20 protein-coding genes are annotated in these 24,506 nt (G+C 68.7%); 12 read left to right on the top strand and 8 right to left on the bottom strand.

Annotated elements, in window-relative coordinates; translation table 11 throughout:
* Positions 1-22 precede the first annotated feature (22 nt).
* Complete coding sequence (rnd, locus tag AC3ITN_RS12895) at positions 23-1,105, bottom strand: ribonuclease D (protein WP_489390764.1); 1,083 nt, start codon at positions 1,103-1,105, stop codon at positions 23-25.
* A gap of 186 nt (positions 1,106-1,291) precedes the next feature.
* Between rnd and AC3ITN_RS12890 the strand changes: the two genes are divergently transcribed.
* Both AC3ITN_RS12890 and AC3ITN_RS12885 read left to right on the top strand, forming a co-directional pair.
* A complete protein-coding gene (locus AC3ITN_RS12890; RefSeq protein WP_489392930.1) occupies positions 1,292-3,130 on the top strand; it encodes a formylglycine-generating enzyme family protein in 1,839 nt (612 codons plus the stop codon).
* Between the two features lie 71 nt (positions 3,131-3,201).
* Positions 3,202-4,116 (top strand): M48 family metallopeptidase, encoded by a 915-nt coding sequence (locus tag AC3ITN_RS12885; RefSeq protein WP_489390763.1) that lies wholly within the window; start codon positions 3,202-3,204, stop codon positions 4,114-4,116.
* A 50-nt stretch (positions 4,117-4,166) separates the two neighbouring features.
* On the opposite strand, the gene xseA is transcribed toward AC3ITN_RS12885, so the two are convergent.
* Positions 4,167-5,495, bottom strand: a complete 1,329-nt coding sequence (gene xseA, locus AC3ITN_RS12880) for an exodeoxyribonuclease VII large subunit (RefSeq protein WP_489390762.1) — start codon at positions 5,493-5,495, stop codon at positions 4,167-4,169.
* A gap of 67 nt (positions 5,496-5,562) precedes the next feature.
* Positions 5,563-6,651 carry a tRNA epoxyqueuosine(34) reductase QueG gene (gene queG, locus AC3ITN_RS12875; protein WP_489390761.1) on the bottom strand — a complete coding sequence of 363 codons (1,089 nt, stop codon included), beginning with the start codon at positions 6,649-6,651 and terminating at the stop codon, positions 5,563-5,565.
* 22 nt (positions 6,652-6,673) lie between these two features.
* On the opposite strand from queG, the gene AC3ITN_RS12870 reads away from it, so the two are divergent.
* From AC3ITN_RS12870 to AC3ITN_RS12845, 6 genes are all read left to right on the top strand, one after another.
* Complete coding sequence (locus AC3ITN_RS12870; protein ID WP_489390760.1) at positions 6,674-8,152, top strand: NAD(P)H-hydrate dehydratase; 1,479 nt, start codon at positions 6,674-6,676, stop codon at positions 8,150-8,152.
* Between the two features lie 5 nt (positions 8,153-8,157).
* Positions 8,158-8,640 (top strand): tRNA (adenosine(37)-N6)-threonylcarbamoyltransferase complex ATPase subunit type 1 TsaE, encoded by a 483-nt coding sequence (gene tsaE / locus AC3ITN_RS12865; RefSeq protein ID WP_489392929.1) that lies wholly within the window; start codon positions 8,158-8,160, stop codon positions 8,638-8,640.
* Between the two features lie 82 nt (positions 8,641-8,722).
* Positions 8,723-10,306, top strand: coding sequence for an N-acetylmuramoyl-L-alanine amidase (locus AC3ITN_RS12860; protein WP_489390759.1), 1,584 nt, complete (start codon positions 8,723-8,725; stop codon positions 10,304-10,306).
* A 241-nt stretch (positions 10,307-10,547) separates the two neighbouring features.
* Positions 10,548-12,413 (top strand): DNA mismatch repair endonuclease MutL, encoded by a 1,866-nt coding sequence (gene mutL / locus AC3ITN_RS12855; RefSeq protein ID WP_489390758.1) that lies wholly within the window; start codon positions 10,548-10,550, stop codon positions 12,411-12,413.
* An 11-nt stretch (positions 12,414-12,424) separates the two neighbouring features.
* Positions 12,425-13,363: a DUF1684 domain-containing protein gene (locus AC3ITN_RS12850; RefSeq protein WP_489390757.1), complete on the top strand. Its 939-nt coding sequence runs from the start codon at positions 12,425-12,427 to the stop codon at positions 13,361-13,363.
* 2 nt (positions 13,364-13,365) lie between these two features.
* Entirely contained in the window at positions 13,366-14,301 is a 936-nt protein-coding gene (locus tag AC3ITN_RS12845) for a TraB/GumN family protein (RefSeq protein ID WP_489390756.1), read from the top strand.
* An 85-nt stretch (positions 14,302-14,386) separates the two neighbouring features.
* Here AC3ITN_RS12845 and phaR read toward each other — a convergent pair whose 3' ends face one another.
* The 3 genes from phaR to gluQRS form a co-directional block, all read right to left on the bottom strand.
* The gene (phaR, locus tag AC3ITN_RS12840; RefSeq protein ID WP_489390755.1) at positions 14,387-14,917 is read right to left on the bottom strand and encodes a polyhydroxyalkanoate synthesis repressor PhaR; all 531 of its coding nucleotides are present in this window, start codon (positions 14,915-14,917) and stop codon (positions 14,387-14,389) included.
* Between the two features lie 307 nt (positions 14,918-15,224).
* Positions 15,225-15,965 (bottom strand): acetoacetyl-CoA reductase, encoded by a 741-nt coding sequence (gene phbB, locus AC3ITN_RS12835; RefSeq protein ID WP_313344800.1) that lies wholly within the window; start codon positions 15,963-15,965, stop codon positions 15,225-15,227.
* Between the two features lie 73 nt (positions 15,966-16,038).
* Positions 16,039-16,923: a tRNA glutamyl-Q(34) synthetase GluQRS gene (gene gluQRS / locus AC3ITN_RS12830; protein WP_489390754.1), complete on the bottom strand. Its 885-nt coding sequence runs from the start codon at positions 16,921-16,923 to the stop codon at positions 16,039-16,041.
* A gap of 92 nt (positions 16,924-17,015) precedes the next feature.
* On the opposite strand from gluQRS, the gene htpX reads away from it, so the two are divergent.
* The gene (gene htpX / locus AC3ITN_RS12825; RefSeq protein WP_489390753.1) at positions 17,016-17,888 is read left to right on the top strand and encodes a protease HtpX; all 873 of its coding nucleotides are present in this window, start codon (positions 17,016-17,018) and stop codon (positions 17,886-17,888) included.
* 492 nt (positions 17,889-18,380) lie between these two features.
* Here htpX and AC3ITN_RS12820 read toward each other — a convergent pair whose 3' ends face one another.
* Positions 18,381-19,208, bottom strand: a complete 828-nt coding sequence (locus AC3ITN_RS12820) for an inositol monophosphatase family protein (protein ID WP_313344808.1) — start codon at positions 19,206-19,208, stop codon at positions 18,381-18,383.
* A gap of 121 nt (positions 19,209-19,329) precedes the next feature.
* Between AC3ITN_RS12820 and AC3ITN_RS12815 the strand changes: the two genes are divergently transcribed.
* The 3 genes from AC3ITN_RS12815 to AC3ITN_RS12805 are packed head-to-tail and all read left to right on the top strand — an operon-like array spanning position 19,330 to position 23,209.
* Complete coding sequence (locus AC3ITN_RS12815; protein WP_489390752.1) at positions 19,330-20,100, top strand: RNA methyltransferase; 771 nt, start codon at positions 19,330-19,332, stop codon at positions 20,098-20,100.
* A gap of 56 nt (positions 20,101-20,156) precedes the next feature.
* The gene (locus AC3ITN_RS12810; RefSeq protein WP_489390751.1) at positions 20,157-21,086 is read left to right on the top strand and encodes a phosphate/phosphite/phosphonate ABC transporter substrate-binding protein; all 930 of its coding nucleotides are present in this window, start codon (positions 20,157-20,159) and stop codon (positions 21,084-21,086) included.
* Positions 21,083-23,209, top strand: coding sequence for a putative bifunctional diguanylate cyclase/phosphodiesterase (locus AC3ITN_RS12805; protein ID WP_489390750.1), 2,127 nt, complete (start codon positions 21,083-21,085; stop codon positions 23,207-23,209). Before AC3ITN_RS12810 ends, AC3ITN_RS12805 begins: the two co-directional genes overlap by 4 nt.
* Before the next feature lie 216 nt (positions 23,210-23,425).
* Here the strand turns inward: AC3ITN_RS12805 and epmB are convergent, their stop codons facing one another.
* The gene (gene epmB, locus AC3ITN_RS12800; RefSeq protein ID WP_489390749.1) at positions 23,426-24,454 is read right to left on the bottom strand and encodes an EF-P beta-lysylation protein EpmB; all 1,029 of its coding nucleotides are present in this window, start codon (positions 24,452-24,454) and stop codon (positions 23,426-23,428) included.
* Positions 24,455-24,506: the final 52 nt, after the last annotated feature.

The raw sequence follows: 24,506 nt of genomic DNA, 5'->3' as shown, positions 1-24,506 counted from the left end.
CGCCCTGCGTGGCTGCACGGTATCAGCCTGCGTCTGGCAACAACGGCGCCAGCACCGGCTCCAGCACTGGCTGGCGCCAGCCCGCGAGTGCGGCGGGCCACTGGCCGCTCTCCAGATAGCTTTCCAGATGCTTGCGCGAGGCCAGCACGCCATCGGGCAGGCCGAGTTCGGCCGTGCGTGCGCTCACCGCATCCTGCAGACGCTTCAGCGCCTGCTTGTTGGCATCGTTGGCCGGCAGCGCCAGCGGGGCCTCGGCTTCGTCGGCGTGCGGGGTGACGAGCGCCTCCCACACCTGTGCGGCCAGCTTGCGCGGTGCCTTCGGGAAGCCTTCCATCAGCGTGGACAGTGCCTCCACATCGGCCGGCGGGGTGCGTGCGAGCACGGCGGCAAGCTCATTGTCGAGAATCCAGCTGCGCGGCTTGTCGCTGGCGCGGGCCTGCACGTCGCGCCAGCGCAGCAGGCGCAACAGGCGCAGCTGCGCGGCGGTATCCATGAACTGCGCCGAGCGCATCGCCACGTGAGGCCAGCGCTCCTCGTCATGCTCGACGCTGGCAAGCAGGCGTTCGGCATCGTCCTGCAGCCACTGGCGACGGTCCAGTTCGCCCAGCTTGGCATCCACGGCATCGTGGATCGCAAACAGGTACTCCACGTCGTCGGCGGCGTATTCCAGCTGTGCGTCGGACAGCGGGCGACGCATCCAGTCCGAACGCGTCTCGCCCTTGGTCAGGGTCACGCCGGTGATCGCGGTGACCAGCTTCTGGTAGCCCATGCCGCCACCGATGCCGGCCAGCGAGGCGCCGATCTGGGTGTCGAACAGCGGCCGCGGCAGTACGCCGCAGGCGACCTTGAAGGTCACCAGGTCTTCGCTGGCGCTGTGCATCACCTTCAGGATCGAGGTGTCGGCCAGCCAGGGCGCCAGTGCGTCGGTCATGCCCGGAATGAGCGGGTCGATCAGCAGGATTTCATCGCCGACCGCCATCTGCACCAGCGCGAGCTGGGGCCAGTAGGTGCGTTCACGGATGAATTCGGTATCCAGCCCGATGCGGGTGGGGCGCTGGCGGTAGCGCTCGTCCAGTTCCGCCGGGGTTTTGATCCAATAAGCCACGTAGGGGTTCCGTCTACTGCAGGTTTGCTCAGGGAGGGAGGATAGCGCGCCGCGACGAAGCCGCGCGCCGTTATGATGAACCCGTCGCCGTACGCCGCGGGCGAATCGCCCCGCAGCGCCTGGTTTTGCCCGAGGAACCCGATCTTGCGTCCCACCGGTTCTCTTCCGCTGTTGCTGGCCACCCTGATGGCCGCCACGACGGCATGTTCACCCGATGCGCCCCCGCCGCGCCCAGCGGCCGTGCGCCCGGCCGAGCCTGCGAAGCGTGCCGCCCCAGCGCCAGCGCCTGCGCCGGCCCAGGTCACCATCGGCGGTGAAGATGCGGCCGAGACCGAACAGCGCTGGCAGCCACCGGCGGTCACCCTCACGGATGCGGGCGTGGCCCAGGCGCGGCGTGACGCGGCCAAGGCCTTCGAGGAGGGGCAGCTGTTTGAAACGGCCGAAGACGCCATTCCGATCTGGCTGGCGTTGCGCGCGCGCGACCCTGCCGATCGCCAGGCCGAGGCCGGACTCAAGCGCGCCCGGCAGCGCCTGCTTGCCGACGCCACCGCGCTGCTGGCGCGCCCCCTGAAGCAGCGGGAAGCAGTGGCCGAGGCCAGCGAAATCGGACTGGTGCTGCTGACCTTGGCGCCCGATGACGAGCAGGTGCGGCAGCTGCAATCGCGCGTGGAGCTCGCCCAGCGGGTGATCGCCTACAACCGCGCCGGTGAGGACGACCTGCGCGCCGACCGCATCGGTGAAGACGGCGATGGGGCGATCCCGAACTTCCGTGAGGCGCTGGCGCTGGAGGCGGACAACCCGCGTGCCCGCCAGGGCATGGCCGCCGCCGAGAGCGCGCTGATCCGTCGCGCCGAAACGGCCGCGCGCGAGGCGGACTTCACCGCGGCCGGTACCTGGCTGTCAGAAGCGGCCAAGGTGCGCGACTCCGCCCCCACCATTGTCGAGGCCTTTGAACGGGTCGAGAAAATCCGCGCCGATACGCTGGTGCGGCTGCGCGACGAGGGCCTGCGCGACCTGGCTACGCCGCAGGGGCTGAAAGCGGCCCGTCAGAAACTGGAAGACGCGCTGCGCATCGCCATGCCCGGTGACCCGGTGGTGGGGCAGCTGCGCGAACGCATCGAGCTGGTCACGCATTACGGCAGCTTCCGCCCGCGCCAGGTGTTCAGCGATGCGCTGCGCGATGGTGGCCGTGGCCCGCAGATGATCGTGGTGCCGCATGGCGGCTTCCAGATGGGTGCAGGCGACAGCGAGCCGGGCGCCAGCGATGCCGAGAAGCCCTCGCACTACGTGCGCTTCGAGCGCGGGTTCGCGTTGGCCATCACCGAGGTGACCGTCGCCGATTATCGACGCTACGTGACCGCCACCAACGCGCGCCCACGCGCCACCCGGCGCGGGCATTCGATCATTTACGACGAACGCAGCGGCAACTTCACCCGCAGCAGCGGGGTGGACTGGCAATCCGGCTATGACGGCACCCCGGCCATCGCCAATTCGCCGGTCATGCACGTCAGCGTGCGCGATGCCGAACACTATGCGATGTGGTTGTCCGAACAGACCGGGCGGTCATACCGGCTGCCCAGCGAAGCGGAGTTCGAATATGCGCTGCGCGCGGGCAGCAGCGGCCGGTATCCGTGGGGCGACGAGGGCACGCCGCCGCCGCGGTCGGGCAACTTCACCGGCGCCGAGGACGTGTCGCCGTCCGGGCGGCGCTGGTTCAACGCATTCGTGGGCTATGGCGATGGCTGGTGGGGACCGGCGCCGGTGGCCACCTTCGAGCCCAATGCCTGGGGCCTGCATGACATGGCGGGCAACCTCAGCGAATGGGTGGCCGACTGCTGGCATGCCAGCTACCGGCGCGCGCCGGCCGACGGCCTGGCCTGGTTCAACCCGGGCTGCCGGCAACGGGTGATCCGTGGCGGCAACTGGGCCAATGCGCCCGAGCAGACCCGCGCGGCATGGCGGCAATCACAGGATTCGGACACGACCAGCGCCAGGATCGGTTTCCGCCTGGTCCGAGGTATCTGAGCCCCGGGCTTGGCGCTAGGATTGACCCCATGGCCGGCAGGGTGCGCCGGCCCCCAACAGGAACCACCAACATGCGCAGCGATCCGTTTGGCGGCCAGCAGCAGCAACGTGCACGGCGCCCGGGCTTGTTCGGCAACATCCGCTGGTGGGTGCTGCTGGCGTTCGCCGGCTATGCCGCGTTCTACTGGTTCTCCAACCGCAGCGTCGATCCCTATACCGGCGAGAGCGTGCTGATTGACAGCTCGCTGGACGCCGACCAGGAAAAGGCGCTGGGCCTGCAGGCCTATCAGCAGATCCTGGCCGAAGAGCGGCCGATGGACCCCAATGCGCAGGTGTCGCGCGATGTGCGCGCCATTGCCGAACAGTTGATTCGCAAGGTGGATGTGGTGGAAACCGCGCTGGCTGAAGAGCACGGCCTGACGCCGGCGCACTTCTCGCGTGACTTCGAGTGGGAGGTCAACGTGATCCAGTCCGACCAGGCCAACGCGTTCTGCCTGCCGGGCGGCAAGATGGCGGTGTACACCGGGCTGATACCGGTGGCGCGCACGCGCGATGCCATGGCGGTGGTGATGGGCCATGAGATCGCCCACGCCCTGCTGCGGCATGGTGCACAGCGCATGGCCCAGCAGAAGCTCACCCAGATCGGGCAGATGGCCGGGGCGGCCAGCGGCATGGACCCGCAGCAGCAACAGATGGTGATGTCGGCGATGGGCTATGGCTACCTGTTGCCGTATGCGCGCAGCCACGAAACCCAGGCCGACGAAGTCGGGCTGATGCTGGCCGCAGCGGCCTGTTTCGACCCGCGCGAAGCGGTGCCGCTGTGGGAGCGGATGGGCCAGGCCAGTGGCGGCCAGGCACCGCCGGAGTTCTCCTCCACCCACCCGAACCCGGGTACACGCATCCAGAACCTGCAGGCATTGATGCCCAAGGCCATGGAATACCGCCAGCGGTTCTGTGAAACGGCGGGGGCGCCGGCGACCCAATGACGCGGGCGGACCCCCGGGCGGAACACCGTAGAGACACGCCATCCGTGTCCCTACGACACCACCACGTCGATGACGCCGTCCTGCACGCGTGCCTTCAACGCATCACCCGGCGACACGTCCAACGGTGAGCGCACCAGCCGCCCATCCTCTTCGCGGGTCAGGATCGCGTAGCCACGCGCCACGGTCGCCAACGGACTCACCGCCTCCATCGACCGCGCCAACGCGCGCAGGCGCAGGCTGTCGCGCTGCAGCTGCCGGGCCATCGCCGCCTCGGCGCGCGGTTGCAGGCGCTGCAGGCGTTCGCCCAGCGCGTCCAGGCGCCGCTGCGGATGGCCATTGCGCAGCACCACGGCCGCGTGACGCAGGCGCGCCAAGCGGCGCTCGTGCTGTTGCTGCCAGACCCCGGCCAACCGCCGTGCCAGGTCCTGCTGGCGCCGCTGCAGCAACTGCAGGCGGGCCTGCGGGCTCTGGCCGTTCAGGCGCAGCAGGGCACGGTCGGCGCGCTGCATGGCTTGTCCCAGGCCGTGGCGCTGCAGCTGCACCAACCGCGCGGCCAGCCGGCGCAGGCGCAGCTGCAGGTCGCGCTGGTCCGGCACCAGCAGCTCAGCGGCCACCGATGGCGTGGTTGCGCGCAGATCCGCCGCGAAATCGGCCAGGCTGAAGTCGGTCTCATGGCCAACCGCCGAGACCACCGGGGTCGTGCTCGCCGCGATGGCGCGCGCCAGCTGCTCGTCGTTGAAGGCCCACAGGTCTTCCATCGAACCGCCGCCACGGGTCAGCAGGATCACGTCATAGCGGCCGCTGGCATCGGCGCCGCGCAGCAACGCGGTGATCTGCGCCGCTGCACTGTCGCCCTGCACCAGGCTGGGGAGAAGATCCACCTCCAGCAGCGGGAAACGGCGCTCGAGCACGCTCAGCACATCGCGTACCGCCGCGCCGGTGGGTGAGGTGATCACGGCCAGGCGGCGCACATGGGCGGGCAGGGCGCGTTTGCGTTCGGCGGCGAACAGGCCTTCGGCTTCCAGCCGCGCCTTGAGCTGTTCGTAGGCGCGGCGCAGTGCGCCTTCGCCGGCTTCTTCCATGTGGTCGAGCACCATCTGGTACTCGCCGCGCGCTTCGTACAGCGTCAAGCGGCCGCGCGCGAGCACACGCAGGCCTTCGCGCGGCACGAACTTCAGCCACTGGCTCTTGGGCTTGAACAGGGCCGCCCGGATCTGCGCGCGCGCATCCTTCAGCGTGAAATACATGTGCCCGGACGCAGGCCGGGTGACGCTGCCCAGTTCGGCCTCCACCCACACCATCGGGAACGTGCCTTCCAGCAGGTCGCGGGCCAGGACGTTGAGCTGGCTGGGCGTGAGGATCTGCGCGCTACGGTCCATGGACGGTCAAACGGTACGAACGGGCGCCCATGGTCGCATGTTGGCGGTGGGCGCGTCGTTGCGGCGGTCAGCCGGCGTTGCCGCGCGCGGCATGCTGGTGCAGGGCCCACTGCACGTGCTCGCGGACCAGCGCGGACGGGTGCGCGCTGCGTGACTGCAGCGCGGCCAGTGTGTCGGCGTGGCCCGGCGCGTTGCCGAGCGCCACGGCGATGTTGCGCAGCCAGCGTTCGTGGCCGCTGCGGCGGATCGGGCTGCCTTCGGTGCGGCGCAGGAATTCATCCTCCTCCCAGGCGAACAGCTGTGCCAGCGACGCCGTGTCCAGATCATTGCGGGCGCGGAAATCAGGTTCGTCGGTACGCCGTGCGAACTTGTTCCAGGGGCAGACCAGCTGGCAATCGTCGCAGCCGTAGATGCGGTTGCCCATCAACGGCCGCATCTCTTCGGGAATGGCGCCGTCGTGTTCGATGGTGAGGTAGGAAATGCAGCGTCGCGCATCCAGCCGCTGCGGGCCGGTGATGGCCTGCGTGGGGCACACATCGATGCAGCGCGTGCAGGTGCCGCAATGCGCGGTGGCGGGTACATCCACCGGCAGCGGCAGGTCGATGTAGATCTCGCCCAGGAAGAACCACGACCCGCCCTGGCGGTCGATCAGGCAGGTGTGCTTGCCGATCCAGCCCAGCCCGGCGTTGCGCGCCAATGCGCGCTCCAGCACCGGTGCCGAATCGACGAACACGCGGTAGCCGAACGCGCCGATTTCCCTGCCCAGTGCATCGGCGAATTTCTGCAGGCGGTTGCGCATCAGCTTGTGGTAATCGCGGCCCAGCGCATACCGCGCCACGTAGGCGCGGTCGCCATCGTGCAGCGTGTCCCAGGCCTGGGTGTCGTCCTTGTGCCCGTAGTCCATGCCCACCGAGATCACGCGCACGGTGCCGGGCAGCAGCTCGGCAGGCCGCGCGCGCAGCGTGCCGTGGCGCGCCATCCACTCCATCGTGCCGTACAGGCCCTGGCCCAGCCAGTCGGCCAGGTGTGCCTCGTCGTCGGCCAGGTCGATGCCCGACACGCCGCAGCGCTGGAAGCCATGTTCACGCGCAAGCGCGCGCACGCGCTCGGCGGCACGGGCCAGGTGGAGGGGGGCGGGCAGCGGAACAGCGGACATGGCGTAAGTATAGAATCCCGGCATGCCTGAGCTTGCTGAACTGTTCGATGTTGCCGCCGCGCGCCGCCTCGATGCGCAGGCCAGCGCCCTGCTGGGCGATGGCGGTGCCGCGCTGATGGAGCAGGCCGGCACGGCCGCCTGGCAGTGCCTGCTGGAGCGCTGGCCGCAGGCGCAGCGCGTGTGCGTGGTGGTCGGGGCCGGCAACAACGGTGGCGACGGCTACGTGCTGGCGCGCCTGGCCCGCCAGGCGGGGCGCCGGGTACAACTGCTGCGGCTGGCCGACGCGCCAGCGCTGACGGCGTTGGCCGACGGCGCGCGCGACGCCTTTCTTGCCGATGGAGGCCAGGCCGACGTGTTCGGCGATGGCCTGCCGGAGGCGGACGTGCTGGTGGATGCGCTGTTCGGCATCGGCCTCAACCGCGCCCCGGACGGTGAGGCGGCGCGGCTGATCCAGGCCATCGCCGGCAGCGCACTGCCGGTGCTGTCACTGGACGTGCCAAGCGGCGTGGACGCGCGCACCGGCGCGGTGCCGGGCGTGGCCGTACGCGCGACGCTCACTCTGCAGTTCATCGTCCGCCACCAGGGCCTGTACACCGGCGATGCGCTGGACTACGTGGGCGACCGCCGGCTTGCCCCACTGCGCCTGCCCGACGGCGCAGCGGCGGGCGTGGACGCTGCGGCCTGCGTTTGGGCCGCTTCGCGCCTGACGCGGCAGCTGCCGGCGCGCCGCGCCAATACCCACAAGGGCGAGTCCGGCCACGTGCTGTGCGTGGGCGGCAACGTCGGCAGCGGCGGGGCGGTGATGCTGGCCGCCGAATCGGCCCTGCGGGCCGGGGCAGGGCTGGTGAGCGTGGCGACCCAGGCGCAGCACGTTGCCCCGTTGCTGGCGCGCGTTCCTGAAGCCATGGTGCATGCGGTGCAGGAGGCGCAGGAGCTGCGCGCACTGCTGCCGCGCGCCAAGGTGGTGGCGATCGGGCCGGGGCTGGGCCAGGACGAATGGGCGCGCGAGCTCTGGCGGCTGGTGCTGGCAAGCGGCAAGCCGCTGGTGATCGATGCGGATGCGTTGAACCTGCTCGCCGCCGCGCCGCAGCCGCTGCACGACGCCATTCTCACTCCGCATCCGGGCGAGGCCGCCCGCCTGCTCGGCAGCGACACCGCACAGGTGCAGGCAGACCGGTTCGCGGCTGCCGCGGCGCTGGCGGCGCGCTACAACGCGGTGGTGGTGCTCAAGGGCGCCGGCACCGTGGTGGCCGCGCCGCATGCGCGGCCGCGGGTGATCGCGGCAGGCAACCCGGGCATGGCCGTCGGTGGCATGGGTGACCTGCTGACCGGCATCATCGCGGCCCTGCGCGCGCAGGGACTGGAGGCGTTCGACGCCGCCAGCAGCGGCGCCCTGCTGCACAGCCTGGCCGGCGATGCCGCCGCCAGTGAAGGCCAGCGCGGCCTGCTTCCCACCGACCTGCTGGTGCCGCTGCGCCGCCTGGTCAATCCAGAACAATGAACCCGATGATCGAATTCTTCCTCGCCGAGCCCCAGGACACCGACCTGCTCGGCCAATGGCTGGCCGCCACCCGGCCACCGCACGCGGTGGTGCAGCTGCAGGGCGACCTGGGCGCCGGCAAGTCCACGCTGGCGCGCGCCCTGCTGCGTGCGCTGGGCGTGCAGGGCGCCATCCGCAGCCCGACCTATACGCTGGTGGAGCGCTACCCGTTGGACGACGGCCACGAGGCGTGGCACCTGGACCTGTACCGCATCGGCCAGGCCGAAGAGCTGGATTTCCTCGGCCTGGACGAAGGCAGTGCCTCGCTGTGGCTGGTGGAATGGCCCGAACGCGGCGCCGGCGCGCTGCCGCCCACCGACCTGGTGGTGGCCCTTGAGATCGAGGGGCAGGGGCGCCGGGCACGGCTTTCCGCGCATAGCGAGGGTGGACGTGACTGGCTGCTTCGGCTGCCGCAAGGGGGTGACTTGCAGGCCCTTTCTGTCGGCTGACAGTAGGAAACACCCCCAGGTTACGGATTATTAAGGGAAAAGGTGTTGCATTTCATTCAGCGTGGTGATTGAATCCTCAGCCATGCCAATGGGTAAACCGCTCACCGCCATCTGCGCCGCCGTCGGACTCTGTCTGGCGAGCGCCGTGTCGTGGGCCGGCGAAGTCCGCCAGGTGGCGCTGGAGACCGGTTCCACCGGCACCCGCGCCGAGATCGCGCTGGCCGGCAGCGGTGGCTACAAGACGCTCACCCTGTCCGGTCCGAACCGCCTGGTGGTGGATTTCCCCGATTCCAGCGCGGTGCGCAACCTCAAGCTGCCTGCGCCCAAGGGCGTGGTCACCGCCGTGCGCAGCGGCCAGCCGGTACCCGGCACGTTCCGCGTGGTGTTCGACCTGGCCGAATCGGTCGCGCCGTTCAAACCGCAGATGGTCAAGCAGGGGGACGACTCCCGGCTGGTGATCGAGTGGCCGGGTGACGCGCCGTCCAGCGTGGCGGCCGCGCCGACGCCTGCCGCGCCTGCGCCGGTGGCGGCGCCGCCCGTGCCCGCCCCTGCCCAGGCGACCACCCAGACCTTGCCGCTGACCCCGGCCGAAGCCACGCAGGCGCGCAACGATGCCGCGCGGGCCACGGCGCTGCTGACCGCGTCGGCCCGCCAGCAGGCCAGTGCCAGCGCGGCAACGGCGGTGCCGACCGCGGCCACGCCAACGGCGACCACCGCCACTGTGGCGGCGGCGGGAACGGCCAATGCGGCCAGCAATTCCGCGTCGCCGGCCGCCATCCTGGCGGGCCATTCGACCGCTACGGTGGTGTCCGCGCCCGTACCTACGCCCACGCCGGTGCCGCCGGCCGTGCCGCCGCGCCCGGTCATGCCCAGCGATGCGTCGCGCATCAAGATGCAGCCGGGCATGCGCCCGCTGGTGGTGGCGATCGATCCCGGCCATGGCGGCCAGGATCCGGGCGCCGTGGGCCCGACCGGCAAGCGCGAGAAGGACATCACTCTGGCGGTGGCGCGGGAGCTGGCGCGCCAGGTCAACGCCACGCCGGGCCTGAAGGCGTTCCTGACCCGCGACACCGACGTGTTCATTCCGCTGCCGATGCGCGCGCAGAAGGCACGCTCGGCCAAGGCGGACATCTTCATTTCGATCCACGCGGACGCGGCCGAGAACCGGGCCGCGAAGGGCTCGTCGGTGTATGTGCTGTCGACCAAGGGCGCCTCGTCGCAACGCGCGCGCTGGCTGGCAGACAAGGAAAACGCCGCCGATCTGGTGGGTGGCGTGCGCCTGCAGCAGACCGAGGGTACCCTGGCCAACGTGCTGCTGGACCTGGCCCAGAGCGGCTACATGAAGGCGTCTGAAGACGCCGCCGGCCATGTGCTGGGCGGCCTGAAGGCCATTGGCAAGAACCACAAGCCGAACATCGAACGCGCCAACTTCGCGGTGCTGCGCACCTCGGACATGCCCGCGATGCTGGTGGAAACCGCCTTCATCTCCAATCCGGATGAAGAGCGCCGCCTCATGGACCCGGCCTACCAGCGCCAGATCGCCGGTGCGGTGCTCGATGGCGTGCACACCTTCTTCAGCCGCCAGCCCCCGCCAGGCACCCTGTACGCGGCGAAGGCCCAAGCCGAAATAGACGCCGCCGGTACCGTCGCCGGTGGAAGCAAATAAAAACCCGCGAACGCGGGTTTTTATTTGCGGTAGAGCCGACTGTGTAGAGCCGACTGTTAGTCGGCTGCTCTCCGTCCCAATGACATGAACGCCTGGCACCCACCGCGCTTGCGCGCGGCAGCTGACTAACAGTCAGCTCTACCCCGTCGCGCCCGTCGCGCCCGTCGCGCATATCACGTTGGCCATACCCAGTTGGCCATACCCAGTCGGCTCTACCGCCGGTTGCCGCTATCATCACCGCATGACCATCCGCCAACTCCCCGAAATCCTCATCAACCAGATCGCTGCCGGCGAGGTCGTCGAACGGCCGGCGTCGGTGGTCAAGGAGCTGGTGGAAAACGCGCTCGATGCCGGTGCCACGCGCGTGGATATCGATCTGGAAGAAGGGGGTGTGCGGTTGATCCGCATCCGCGACGACGGTGGCGGCATCGCCCCGGAGGAACTGTCGCTGGCCGTATCGCGGCATGCCACCAGCAAGATCGCCAGCCTGGACGACCTGGAAGCGGTGGCCACGCTCGGCTTCCGCGGCGAGGCGCTGCCGTCGATCGCCTCGGTCAGCCGGTTCACCCTGTCCTCGCGGCGTGCCGGCGACGCGCATGGCTCCGCGCTGCAGATCGAAGGCGGCAAGCTGGGTGAGGTGACCCCGCGCGCGCATGCCCAAGGCACCACCGTGGAGGTGCGCGAACTGTTCTACAACGTGCCCGCACGGCGCAAGTTCCTGCGTGCCGAACGCACCGAGCTGGGCCACATCGAAGAGTGGCTGCGCTCGCTGGCCCTGGCGCGCCCGGACGTGGAGCTGCGCGTCTCGCACAACGGCAAGCCGTCGCGGCGCTACAAGCCCGGCGACCTGTATTCCGATGCGCGCCTGGGCGAGACCCTGGGCGAGGATTTCGCCCTGCAGGCCATGCGCGTGGACCACAGCGGTGCCGGCCTGCGCCTGCACGGCTGGATCGCGCAGCCGCATTATTCGCGGGCCAGCACCGACCAGCAGTACCTGTACGTCAACGGCCGTTCCGTGCGCGACCGCAGCGTGGCGCATGCGGTGAAGATGGCCTACGGCGATGTGCTGTTCCATGGCCGCCAGCCGGCCTACGTGCTGTTCCTGGAACTGGACCCGACCCGGGTGGACGTCAACGTGCACCCGGCCAAACATGAAGTGCGCTTCCGCGATTCGCGCCTCATCCACGATTTCGTCTACCGCACGCTCAAGGAAGCGCTGGCCGAAACACGCGCCGGCATGACGGCGGCAGGCGTTGCCGCAGAGGGCGGTGCCGACGCGTCCGCCCCGGCGCATGCCACCGCGTCCGTCGGGGCGGGGTACGCACTGGGTGGCGGCGGTGGCGGTGGCGGCATGGGCGGCAGCCAGTCGTGGCGCCCGCAGCAGTCGCCGTTGGGGCTGCGCGTGGCCGACGCGCCGTCCGCCTACGCCGCGTTGTACGCGCGCCCGGCGGGCAGCGAAGACACCGCGTTGCCGCCGATGCCGAGCGTGCAGGGCCTGCCGCAGACCGCCGCCGACAGCGGCGTGCCGCCCCTGGGCTATGCGGTGGCACAGCTGCATGGCATCTACATCCTGGCCGAAAACGCCGAAGGCCTGATCGTGGTGGACATGCATGCCGCCCACGAACGGATCGGCTACGAACGCCTGAAGACCGCGCACGACGGCATGGGCCTGCATGCGCAGCCGCTGCTGGTGCCGATCACGCTGGCGGTGGGCGAGCGCGACGCCGATACGGCCGAGCGCGAGGCCGACACCCTCACCGCGCTGGGTTTCGAGATCACCCGGTCCGGCCCCGGTTCGCTGCACGTGCGCAGTATTCCGGCGTTGCTGGCCAACGCCGAACCCGAAGGCCTGCTGCGCGATGTGCTGACCGACCTGCGCGAACACGGCCAGAGCCGGCGCATCGCCAGTGCGCGCGACGAACTGCTGTCCACCATGGCCTGCCACGGTGCGGTGCGCGCCAACCGGCGCCTGACGGTGCCGGAAATGAACGGCCTGCTGCGCGACATGGAAATTACCGAGCGGTCCGGCCAGTGCAACCACGGCCGACCGACCTGGGCCCGTTTTTCACTGGCGGAAATCGACCGCTGGTTCCTGCGCGGACGTTGAAGGGGAGCACGATGCGTACATGGGGATGGGGACTTGGCGCCGCACTGCTGGCGCTGGGCATGGTGGGCTGCGGCGACAAGGACGCTGCACCGGCAGCGCCGGCGGCGGTGGACCCGACGTTTGCCGCCGAACAGCAGCAATGGCGCCAACAGCGGTATACCGAGCTGCACGCCCCCGACGGCTGGACCAGCCTGGTGGGCCTGCACTGGCTGGAGCACAAGGCGCACTACATCGGCAGCGGCCCGGGCAGCGGCATCCGCCTGGCGGTGGGCCCGGCCAAGCTGGGCATGGTGGCGCGCAATGGCGACACAGTGACGTTCACGCCGGAACGCGGCGTGGCGTTGAGCGTGGATGGCACGCCGCTGACCGGGCGGATCCGCTTCAACAGCGACCGTGACGCGGCGCCGACCCTGATCGCCTTCGACGACGGCAAGGGCCAGTTGAGCCTGATCCATCGCGGCGCGCGCTACGCATTGCGGGTGAAGCACGCCGATGCCTTTTCGCGCAGCGGCTTCACCGGCCTGACCTATTGGCCGGGCGGCCCGGATTGGCGGATCACCGCGCGTTTCGTGCCGCATCCGCCCGGCAAGACCCTGCCGATCGTGGACATCACCGGGCTCACCACCGAGATGCCCAATTCGGGCGCCCTGGAATTCGAGCGCGATGGAAAGACATGGCAGCTGGAAGCGCTTGGCGAGCCGGGGCGCGACCTGTTCGTGATCTTCGGCGACCGCACCAGTGGCCATGGCAGTTATCCGGCCGGACGCTACCTGGACCTGCCGCCGCCGGATGCCAGCGGCCAGGTCGTCATCGATTTCAACCACGCCTACAACCCGCCGTGCGCGTTCACACCGTTCGCCACGTGCCCGCTGACGCCGCCTGAGAACCGCCTGGACCTGCGCGTCGAGGCCGGTGAGCAGGCTTACCACGCCCCTGAAGGAGAGGTTTGAGCATGTCGATGTTGAAGCGACTGGCGGTTCCCGTGCTGCTGGCCGGCAGCGTGCTGCTGGGCAATGCCGGTGCGGTTGCGACCGCCTCCGCCGCCCCGCCCGTTCCGCTGCTGTGGAAGGTGACCGGCCCGGGCGACAGCCGCCTGTACCTGCTGGGTTCGTTCCACATGCTGCGCGCGGACGACTACCCGGTGGCCGCCGACGTCGACCAGGCGTTTGCCGCGTCCAAGCGGGTGGTGTTCGAGCTCTCGCCGCAGGACATGAAGTCACCGGAGCTGACCCGCAAGATGCTGCAGGCGGCGATGCGCACCGATGGCAGCGAGCTCAAGCGTGACCTGGACGCGCCGACCTGGACCAAGCTGCAGGCCTACGCACGTGACAACAACCTGCCGCTGGCCCAGCTGCAGGGCATGAAGCCCTGGTTCGTGGGGCTGACCATCACCCTGGCGCAGTTCACCAGGATGGGGTTGGACCCGGCGCTGGGCCTGGACCAGCATTTCATGACCCGCGCTGGCGACGCCGGCAAGCCGACCAGTGGTCTTGAGGACATCGACACGCAGGTGGCGGTGCTCTCGCAGATGTCGGCCCAGGAGCAGCAGCAGATGGTGGCCGAGGCGCTGGACCAGGCCGGCCAGGCCGATGTGATGGGGCGCAAGCTGCACGATGCGTGGCGCCGTGGCGACGACAAGGTGTTGTGGACGTCGATGGCCGTGGAAATGCGCGGGCAATACCCGCAGCTGTACAAGCGCATCAACACCGACCGCAACGACGCCTGGGTGCCCAAGCTTCAGCAGCAGCTGAAGGCCGGGCAGGGCGGCACGCTGGTGGTGGTGGGCACGCTGCACCTGCTGGGCGAGGACGGCGTGGTGGAGAAGCTGCGCGCCAAGGGTTACCAGGTGGAGCGCATCTGCACGGGCTGCGCCAAGCCGAAGCGCTGAACTGCGCGGGGCACCCACGAAAAAGGCGCGGCCGTGAGGCTGCGCCTTTTTTCATGCTGCCCGGGCGATGCCGGGCAGGCAGCCCTCAGCGGCGGGTCTTGCCCGCGGCGGGTGCTTCCGGCTTGCCGGTGCCCGTGCCGGTACCCGTTCCGGTCCCCGTGCCCGGCGGACGGCCGCCAAAGCCGGTGCCCATGTTGCGCTGGAAGTCCTGCCAGAGCTCCATGTTGCGTTCTGTCAGCTGGTTCATCATGGCCCACGGGGTCTGGCCGAGCAGGTTGCCCATCTGCTGGCGGAACTGCTGCTGCTGGTCCAGGAAGACCTGCATGCTGCGCTCCAGATAGTTGCCCATGAAGCCCTGCAGGGAGTCGCCGTAGAAGCGGATCAGCTGGCTGAGCAGCTGGGTGGAGAGCATCGGCTCACCGTCCTGCTCCTGGTCGGCGATGATCTGCAGCAATACCGAGCGGGTCAGGTCGTCGCCGCTCTTGGCGTCGCGGACTTCAAAGTCCTCGCCGTCCAGGATGAGCTGGCGGACATCCTCGATGGTGATATAGCTGGAAATCTCGGTGTCGTAGAGACGGCGGTTCGGATACTTCTTGATGATGCGGTTCGCAGCCATGAAGCAATCACTCGTCACAGTAAGCGCGAAGCATGGCGCAGCGCAGCACGCGTTGCAACCGCCTTTGGTCATTCAGTCCCATTCTTCATGCTGCGCAGCATGGGTGCAGCATTTTTGGGGGGTCGCAACGCGTGCTGCGCTTGCCCAAGCGTTGCTGCGCAAAGCTCGGGCCCCTGCGGCATGCCACCTTAACCCCGCGCCGTTGGCGCGCCCCCTTCAACAAGAAGGGGGCTTTCCTCCAGTCGGGATCTGGTGGCGCCGGCCGTTGGCCGGCTGCTGGATATTCGAAAATGCGTGGGTGTAACCGTTACCAACCCATGTGGTGGCCGCCGTTGATGTCGAGGTTGGAGCCGGTGATCCAGGAGGCTTCTTCGGCGACCAGGAAGGCTACGGCGTAGGCGATTTCTTCCGGCCTGCCGAGGCGGCCGGTGGGGATGTCGGCGATGATCTTGGCACGCACTTCGTCGGGCACGGCCATCACCATGTCGGTGGCAACGTAGCCGGGCGAGATGGTGTTGACGGTGATGCCGAAGCCGGCGTTCTCGCGGGCCAGCGAGATGGTGAAGCCGTGCATGCCGGCCTTGGCCGCGGCGTAGTTGGCCTGGCCATACTGGCCCTTCAGGCCGTTGATCGAGCTGATCTGGATGACCCGGCCCCAGCCGCGGCGGCGCATGCCTTCGATGACCGGGCGGGTGACGTTGAACACCGAATTGAGGTTGGTGTTGATGACGTCGTGCCACTGGTCGGCGCGCATGCGGTGGAAGGTGGTGTCGCGGGTGATGCCGGCGTTGTTGACCAGGATCTCGACCGGGCCGAACGCGGCCTCGACGGCATGCACCATCTGTTCGGCTGTGCTCGGGTCGGAGACGTCGCCGGGGAAGATCGCCACGTCGCAGCCGCGCGCGAGCATCGTTTCGCGCCAGGCGGTGGCCTTGGCTTCGTCGCGGTAATTGGTGGCAACCCGATGGCCCTGGTCGGCCAGACGTTGGCAGATGGCAGTGCCGATACCGCCGGTACCACCGGTGACCAGTGCGACGCGAGATGTCATGAGCAGCTACTCCGTAGGGCGGGACCAACAAGGGGGACAGCGATTCTGCAACATCGCGGCGAAGAATGGGGACTCAACGGACACCGCCGTCAGGCCGGATGTCTCCCGGTGGCAATCGGTCCGGGGCGAAGCCGGCGCGGGCCTGGGCAAGCGCTTCTTCGACGGTGCTGCACCCGGCCAGGCAGGCCGGTTCCTGGCCCAGCTGGGCCCAAGCGCGTTTCAGGGCGGGCAGGGGAGCGTCGGGGTCCAGTGGCTGGGCGGCGTCGGATTTGGACAGCTTGCGGCCGTCGCGGTCCAGCAGCAGGGGCAGGTGCAGGTAGCGCGGGGTGGGCAGTCCGAGGGCCCGCTGGAGCAGGATCTGGCGCGGGGTGGAGTCCAGCAGGTCGGCACCCCGAACGACATCGGTGATGCACTGGGCGCCATCGTCCACGACCACGGCCAGCTGGTAGGCCCAGTAGCCATCGGCACGGCGCAGCACGAAGTCGCCGACGTCGGCGTGGACGTCCTGGCGGATGGCGCCGCGCAGGCCGTCCTGGAAGGTCACGACGCTGCCCGGGGGCACGCGCAGGCGGATGGCCGGTTGCGCACGCTCGGTGCGTGCGACGCAGTGATGGTGGACGCCATGCTGCTCGGCCAGGTCGGTGCGGCTGCAGTGGCAGGCGAACGCGGTACCCGCGTCGAGCAGGCGATCCAGGGCGGCCTGGTAGAGGGCATCGCGCTGGCGCTGGTAAACGACAGGGCGGTCGCTGGCCAGGCCGAAAGCGGCCAGGGCGGACAGCTGCTGGTCGATGGCGCCAGGCACGGTACGGGGCGGATCGACGTCTTCGACCCGCACCAGCCACTGGCCGCCGGCATGGCGGGCGAGCAGCCAGCTGCCGAGGGCGGCGAGCAGGGAGCCGGCATGCAGGGGGCCGGTAGGAGAGGGGGCGAAGCGCCCGCGGTAGGCAGTCATGGACATGAACTATGAATCGTCGGTCAGGTTGCGACTTGAATTCAACATGAAGTCCCCGCAGATTTGCTGCAACTACCCCCAACAAGCGTCCTTTTCCCATGTTCAGTCGTATTGCTCTCTTCCTAGCGACCAACTTCGCCGTGCTGATCCTGGCCAGCGTGGTGATGCGCCTGCTGGGCGTGAATCCCGGCACGATGAGCGGTCTGCTGGTCTTTGGCGCCGTTCTGGGCTTCGGCGGTTCGTTCGTGTCGCTGCTGATGTCGAAGTGGCTCGCCAAGCGGTCCACGCGGGCGGTGGTGATCACCGAGCCGCGCAACCCGACCGAGCGCTGGCTGCTGACCACGGTGGAGCGCCAGGCGCGCGAGGCCGGCATCGGCATGCCGGAAGTGGCGGTGTACGAGGGTCCTGAAATCAACGCGTTCGCCACGGGTGCCAACCGCAACAACGCGCTGGTGGCGGTGTCCACCGGGCTGTTGCACAACATGAGCGAAGACGAGGCCGAGGCGGTGCTGGGCCACGAGATCGCGCATGTGGCCAACGGCGACATGATCACGATGGCATTGCTGCAGGGCGTGTTGAACACGTTCGTGTTCGTGCTGGCGCGGCTCATCGGTGGCGTGATCGACAGTGCGCTGTCGGGCAACCGGGAAGGCGGTGGTCGCGGGTTCGCCTACTTCATCATCGTGTTCCTGCTGGAGATGGTGCTGGGTGTGTTCGCGACGATGATTGCGATGTGGTTCTCGCGCCACCGCGAATATCGCGCCGACGCAGGCGGTGCGCATCTGGCCGGCCGCCAGAAGATGATCGCGGCGCTGGAGCGGCTCAAGCTCAACAACGGCCAGAGCACGCTGCCCACGCAGATCGCGGCGTTCGGCATTGCCGGTTCCACGGCAAAGAAGCTGTTCCTGAGCCATCCGCCGCTCGACGAGCGCATCGCGGCGCTGAAGGCGGCGAGCAACACGGTGGCGTAACGCGGGTGCTTTGATGTGGTGACGAAACGCCCGGCCGGTTGGTCGGGCGTTTTCTTTTTCCGCTCAGAAGCGCTGGCTGTTTATGTGTCTGCGCGCGGGGGAGCGGGGTGGAGGGGGTAGCGGGGCACGCGTAAACCCATCCATGGGGCTTATCGCAGCATCCATGCTGCTCAAAGCCCCGCCACCCCCTCCACCCCGCTCCCCCAGACGGGCATGCGTCAGCGGTAAGGAAGTCAAAGGCAGAGGCGTTCCGCTTTTGATCTTGTGTCCGGTCGTCGTGGAGAACTGAGGGGGCGAGGGCGGGGATGCCCTGGCCGGACTTTGAGCAGCATGGATGCTGCGATAAGCCCCATGGATGGGTTCACGCGTGTCCGGCCAGGGCATCCCCGTCCTCGCACCGCGCGGGAACAACCAAACAGCCAACGCTCTACGCGCGGAGGCAAAAAAAAACGGCGCCCGAAGGCGCCGTTCTTGAATCACACATCAGGTCGATCAGAACTTCGCATCGAACTCAGCGGCGTAACCGGTGTTCACCAGCACCTTCTGCAGGATGTCGGTGTTCTTCACGTTGCCGGCCACGATCTGCTGGGTCTCCGGGCCGCGGCTGTCCATGCGGGCCGGGGTGGCGCCCTTGTAGTCGCAGACGCGACCACCGGCTTCGCGGACCAGCAGCACGCCGGCGGCGATGTCCCATGCCTTCACGCCGGCCTCGAAGTAGGCGTCGGCGCGGCCGCAGGCCACGTAGGCCAGGTCGAGCGCGGCCGAACCGGTGCGGCGTACGTCTTCGGCGTGTACCAGCAGCGCGTCGACGGCCTTCAGCTGGGCGCTGGTGCGGTTGCGCTCGCGCGGGGCGAAGCCGGTGTGGATCATCGCGCCGGCCAGGTCCTTGCGGTCGGCGACGCGGATGCGGCGGTCGTTCAGGACCGCGCCGGCACCCCGGCTGGCGGTGAACAGTTCATTGCGGAGCGGGTCGAAGATCACCGCGTCGATCGGCTCGCCGTTCTCGACCAGGGCGATGGAGACACAGTAATGCGGGAAGCCGCGCAGGTAGTTGCTGGTGCCGTCGAGCGGGTCGATGACCCACATGTAGCGGTTCGCGCCCTGTACGCCACCTTCTTCGGCCATGATCCCGTATTCAGGGTAGGCGCGTTTGAGTTCCTTGACGATGACCTTTTCCGCATCCGCATCGACTTCACTGGCATAGTCCATGCGCCCCTTTTGAACGACGTTCAACGCCTCCAGCTTGTTGATGTTGCGCAACAGGACGTTGCCGGCGAGGCGGGCGGCCTTGACCATGACGGTGACGGCGGGTTTCTGCATGGCGAAAAGCTCCCGGAAAGGCAGAGTAGGGGGTACTGGCGGGGGAAAAGAGCGGTCCCGGCGCAGAGGCCGGTCACACAGTTTACCATTTGTGACTGTCCTGCTCGCGTTTGGCCTGTTCATGTCTATCGAAACCGCTCCATCCCGCATTCGTTTCGTCCTCGTCGGCACCCAGCACCCCGGCAACATGGGGGCCGCGGCGCGCGCCATGAAGACCATGGGGCTGGGCCGGCTGGTGCTGGTCGCGCCTGAAAAACCCCTGGACGACGAGGCCTTCCGGCGCTCTGCCGGCGCCGAGGACGTGCTGGGCGATGCCCCGGTGGTGGCGACGCTGGCCGAGGCCGTGGCCGATTGCCGGCTCGTGCTGGGCTGCACTGCCCGTGCCCGCCGCGTTCAGCTGGAAGAGCTGTTGCCCGGCGTGGCCGCGCAGCGGGCCCTGGCCAGGACCGCCGAGGCCGATGGCGAAGTGGCCTTCGTGTTCGGTCGCGAGCGCACCGGCCTGACCAATGAGGAGCTCCAGCTCTGCCACCTGGCCGTGCACATCCCCTCCAATCCCGACTTCAGTTCGCTGAACCTGGCGGCGGCCGTGCAGGTGCTGGCCTATGAACTGCGCATGGCCAGCCTGGGCGGTGTGGACGCGGCCGCCCCGGCCGACCCGGAGCACCGTGAGCAGCCGGCCAGCCACGCCCAGGTCGAAGGCCTGTTCGGCCAGCTCGGCCAGGCGCTGGACGATATCGATTTCCACAAGGGCCGCGCCCCTGAATCGGCCATGCGCAAGCTGCGTCGCCTGTTCCTGCGTACCGAACTGAGCGAACAGGAAGTGCGCCTGCTGCGCGGCATCCTGTCCGACGCCCAGCGGATGGCTCGATTGGCGAACCAGAAGCCCGAATGAGCTGACGCACGTCTCAGTTTTTCGGGTAGGCTGTTTCGATTCCTTGGGGGGAGCGAATGGGATTGCCGGTGCTGCGATGGCTGTTGCAGGGAGGGTTGCTGTGTCTGGCCATCATCGCGATGACCGGAACGGCCGCCGCAGGCCCTGACAATGTGCTCGTCCTGGGCCGTATCAGCGACAACCCCAAGTCACACTATGCGCAACTGCAACCCCTGCTGGATTACGTCGTCCCGCGCATGCGGGATGTCGGCATCACCGAAGGCCGCATCCTGATGGCGCCCGATGCGCAGCAGATGGCCAGTTACCTGCGCCGTGGCCGGGTGGACTGGGTGACCGAGACCTCCGGAACCGCCGTGAACCTGGGCCTGCGCAGCGGCGCCGAGCCGCTGCTGCTGACCGAGCGCAGCGGCGTGCGCGATTACCACACCGTGTTCTTCGTGCGCCGCGACAGCGCGATCACCTCGCTGGCCGAGCTCCAGGGCCACACCTTGGCCCTGCAGAACGTGGCCTCCACCAGCGCCTACCTGGTGCCGGTCATGACCTTGTTGCAGAACGGGCTGACCCCGGAGATCCTGTTGTCCGCGCGCGACGCGGCCGCGCCGGACACCGTGGGGTATGTATTTGCACGTTCGGAGGGCAACATCGCCACCTTCGTGCACAAGGGGCTGGTCGACGCCGGGGCCGTGAGCAGCGTGGACTGGGCCGACCCGCACCGCATTCCGGCCACGTTCCGTCGGGACTTCCGGGTCATCCACCGCACCGAGCCGTACCCGCGTGCGGTGGAAGTGGTGCGGGCCGGGCTGGACCCGAAGGTGCGCGACCGGCTGCAGCAGGTGTTGCTGGAGGCAGCATCGGATCCGCAGGCGCAGGATGCGCTGGAAAAGTTTTTTGGTACGTCCGGGTTCCATCGGGTGGATGCGCAGATGCAGCACCGTTTGGATGAATTGAAACAGGGTCTTACACGCGTGCGGATGGAAGTGGAATGAGGCCGTTGGGTTCCGGAATGCAGTCCCGTTTCGTATTGGCGATGGGCGGGGCAATGTTGGTGGTGGTGGCGATCGTGGCGGTGGTGCTGGGGCGCCAGGCGACGATGCAGGATGAGGTCAAGCACCTCAGCGGCAACGTCATCCATGACCTGTTCGACCGCAGCGTGCGCAGCCGGGGCGAGGCCCTGGCGCGTGAACTGTCCGATGCGCTGGCCAACCCGCTGTACTACAACGACCTGGAGCAGGTCGGCGCGCTGGTGCGCAATACCTCGCGGCAGCAGGTGGTGCGCTACGTGCTGGTGTTCGACGAGGATGGCAAGCTCATCCACGACGGCTCCACCGAGGTGGTCGACTTCGGCCGGCCCATGCAGGACCCGCTGGCGCCCGGTGCCGTCGGCGCGCGCGCGCTGGTGGTGCAGCAGTCGCCCAAGGTGCTCGACAACGCCATGCCCATCATGATCGGCAACCAGCGCATCGGCGGTGTCCGCGTCGGCATGGCGCTGGATGACGTGCAGGCCATGGAGCTGCGCGCCAACCAGACCCTGGGCGAGCGCCTGCAGCAGGTCGGCAAGCGCCACCTGGGCTGGCTGCTGTTGATGCTGGGCCTGCTGGTCGGGATCGGCGTACTGGTGGTGATCTATGTGCAGCGCACCCTGGTGGGGCCGATCCGTGGCCTGGCCGCGGCCGCGCGCCAGATCGAGGCGGGCGACTACCGTCCGCAGCTGAGCCAGAGCGACCGGAAGGACGAGGTCGGCGAACTGGTCCGTGCGTTCGGCCGGATGAGCGAGGCCATCGCGCGCCATGACCGTGAAGTGCGGCACATGGCGTATACCGACGCCCTGACCGGACTGACCAACCGGCTCGCGTTCCGCGAGGCGCTGGACCACCGGTTGATGGCGGCCCGTGCGTCCAACCACCGGTTGGGCCTGCTGTTCGCCGACATGGACGATTTCAAGCGGGTCAACGACACCCTGGGCCATGAGGCCGGCGACGAAGCGCTGCTGCAGTTCGCCCAGCGCATCAGCGCCGCCGTGGCGCAGGCCGGTGGCGACGAGGCCCTGCTGGCGCGCTTTGGCGGCGATGAATTCGTGATCCTGATCGGCGATGGCGACGTGGCCGCCGGTGCCCGCCAGCTCGCCGAGATCCTCGTGCGCGAGCTGAGCAAGCCGCTGGTGGTGCAGGGCAGGGAACTGTTCCTGGGCACGTCGATCGGCGTGACCCTGTTCCCCGACGATGCCGCCGATGCCACGACGCTGCTGAAGAACGGCGATATCGCCATGTACCAGGCCAAGATGGCGGGCAAGAACTGCTACCGGTATTACAGCCGGGCCATGGACCATGCGGTGGAGCGCCGCGTGCACATGGAGCAGGAGCTGCGCGGCGCCTGGGAACGCGGCGAGCTGCGCCTGGTCTACCAGCCCATCTTCCGCACCCGCGACCGGCGCATGGTCGGCGTGGAAGTGCTGCTGCGCTGGCAGCACCCGACCCTGGGCACGATTCCGCCGTCGGTGTTCATTGAAGTGGCCGAGCAGAGCGGGCTGATCGAGGTGATCGGGCCGAAGGTGCTGCGCGCGGCCTGCATGGAGGCGGTGCAGTGGCCGCATTCGAGCGACGGCGAAGGCATGTTCGTCTCGGTGAACGTCTCGCCGCGCCAGCTGCGTGGCGGCGAACTGCCGACCCTGGTGGCCGACTGCCTGCGCGAGACCGGCCTGCCGGCCGCGCGCCTGCATCTGGAGCTGACCGAAACGGCGGTGATCGGCGATGAGATGCTCGCCGCGGCATTGCTGGACAAGCTGCACCGCACCGGCGTGAAGGTCTGGCTGGATGACTTCGGCACCGGCTTCTCCGGGCTGAGCCACCTGCGCCAGGTGCCGGTGGACGGGGTGAAGATCGACAAGAGTTTCGTGGCCGACATGCAGCGCGACCCGGACGACCTGGCCCTGACCACGGCGATCATCGCCATGGCCCATGCGCTGGGCATCACGGTGGTAGCCGAAGGCATCGAACAGGAAGTGCAGTTCGACCTGCTCAGCCAGCGCGGCTGCGACCTGGCGCAGGGGTACCTGCTGAGCGTGCCGATCACCGCGACCGAGGTCGTGGAGATGATTGAATCCGGGCGCTGAAAGGCGTGACGACCCTCGGTGGTGACCTGCCCGCAGCGTCGCGCGTCGCTTTTCGGCGGGGTGCGTTCGCCGGCGCGGAAATGATCCGCGTTTCGGCGCGATGCCATTGCGACCGCGGAAATGATCCGTAGATCCACGCCCTGCGTGGAGACCGCGCGCAGCGCGGCCCATTTAGAGCAGGCGACCGTGTGCGTTGGCTTTACGTGGAAATCGGCGTTACACCGGCCGTTTACTGGAATCGCCCGAAATTTCCCGCACCAGCTTCGGCACCAGATACCCCGACAACCTGGCCGTCAGCTGCGCATGCAGCGATTTGGCCGTGGCATCGTCCACCTCGAAATGCGCCACGCCCTGCACCCGGTCCACCTGGTACAGGTAATACGGCAGCACACCCGCAGCGAAGCTGCGCTCGCTCAGGTCCTGCAGCGCCTGCAGCGAATCGTTGACCCCGCGCAGCAGCACCGCCTGGTTCAGCAGGGTGGCGCCGGCGCCACGCAGGCATGCCATCGCGGCATCCACTGCGGTGTCGAATTCGTTGGCATGGTTGGCGTGGATCACGAATGCCACCGGCCACGGCAGCGAGGCGATCCACTGCACCAGCTCGTCGTCCACACGCTCGGGCAGCACCACCGGCAGGCGGCTGTGGATGCGCAGGCGGCGCAGGTGCGGAATCTGCTTCAGCGCGTCGGTCAGCTCGACCAGCTTGTGGGTGGCCAGCGACAGCGGGTCGCCACCCGACAGGATCACCTCGTCGATGGCAGGATCCTGGGCGATCGCATCCACCGCCTCGCGCCAGCCCTCGCGGGCGGCGTTCTCCGTGCCGTAATCGAAATGTCGGCGGAAGCAGTAGCGGCAGTTGATCGCGCAGCTGCCGGTGGTCACCAGCAGGGCCCGCCCCTGGTACTTCTGGATCACCCCGGTGGCTTTACGCGCCAGGCCGTCGCCGACCGCGTCCAGGGTAAAGCCCGGCGCATGCTGCAGCTCATCGGTGACCGGCAGCACCTGGCGCAGCAGGGGGTCGTGGCGGTCGCCGTGGCGCATCCGGGCAATGAAGCCCTGGGGCACCCGCAGCGCGAACTGTTGCGCGGCCTCGGCCGAGAGCGGCAGTTCGTCCGGGTCCAGCCCCAGCTGCCCCAGCAGGATCCGCGGGTCGCGGACCGCCTCGCGCCACAGCTGTTGCCAGCGTACGGGGGAGGGCAGGGGTGTGGCGGAGAGCTGCATGGAATGGGGGCCTGCGGTTATCATATGGGTCAGAAAAACGCGTCAACCCGCCGTCGCCGGCGGGTCATCCATTCTA

The sequence above is a fragment of the Stenotrophomonas sp. KH_036_B genome (assembly GCF_057839485.1).
The sequence above is the reverse complement of the archived record's forward strand: the minus strand, read 5'-3'. Positions and strand labels throughout refer to the sequence as shown.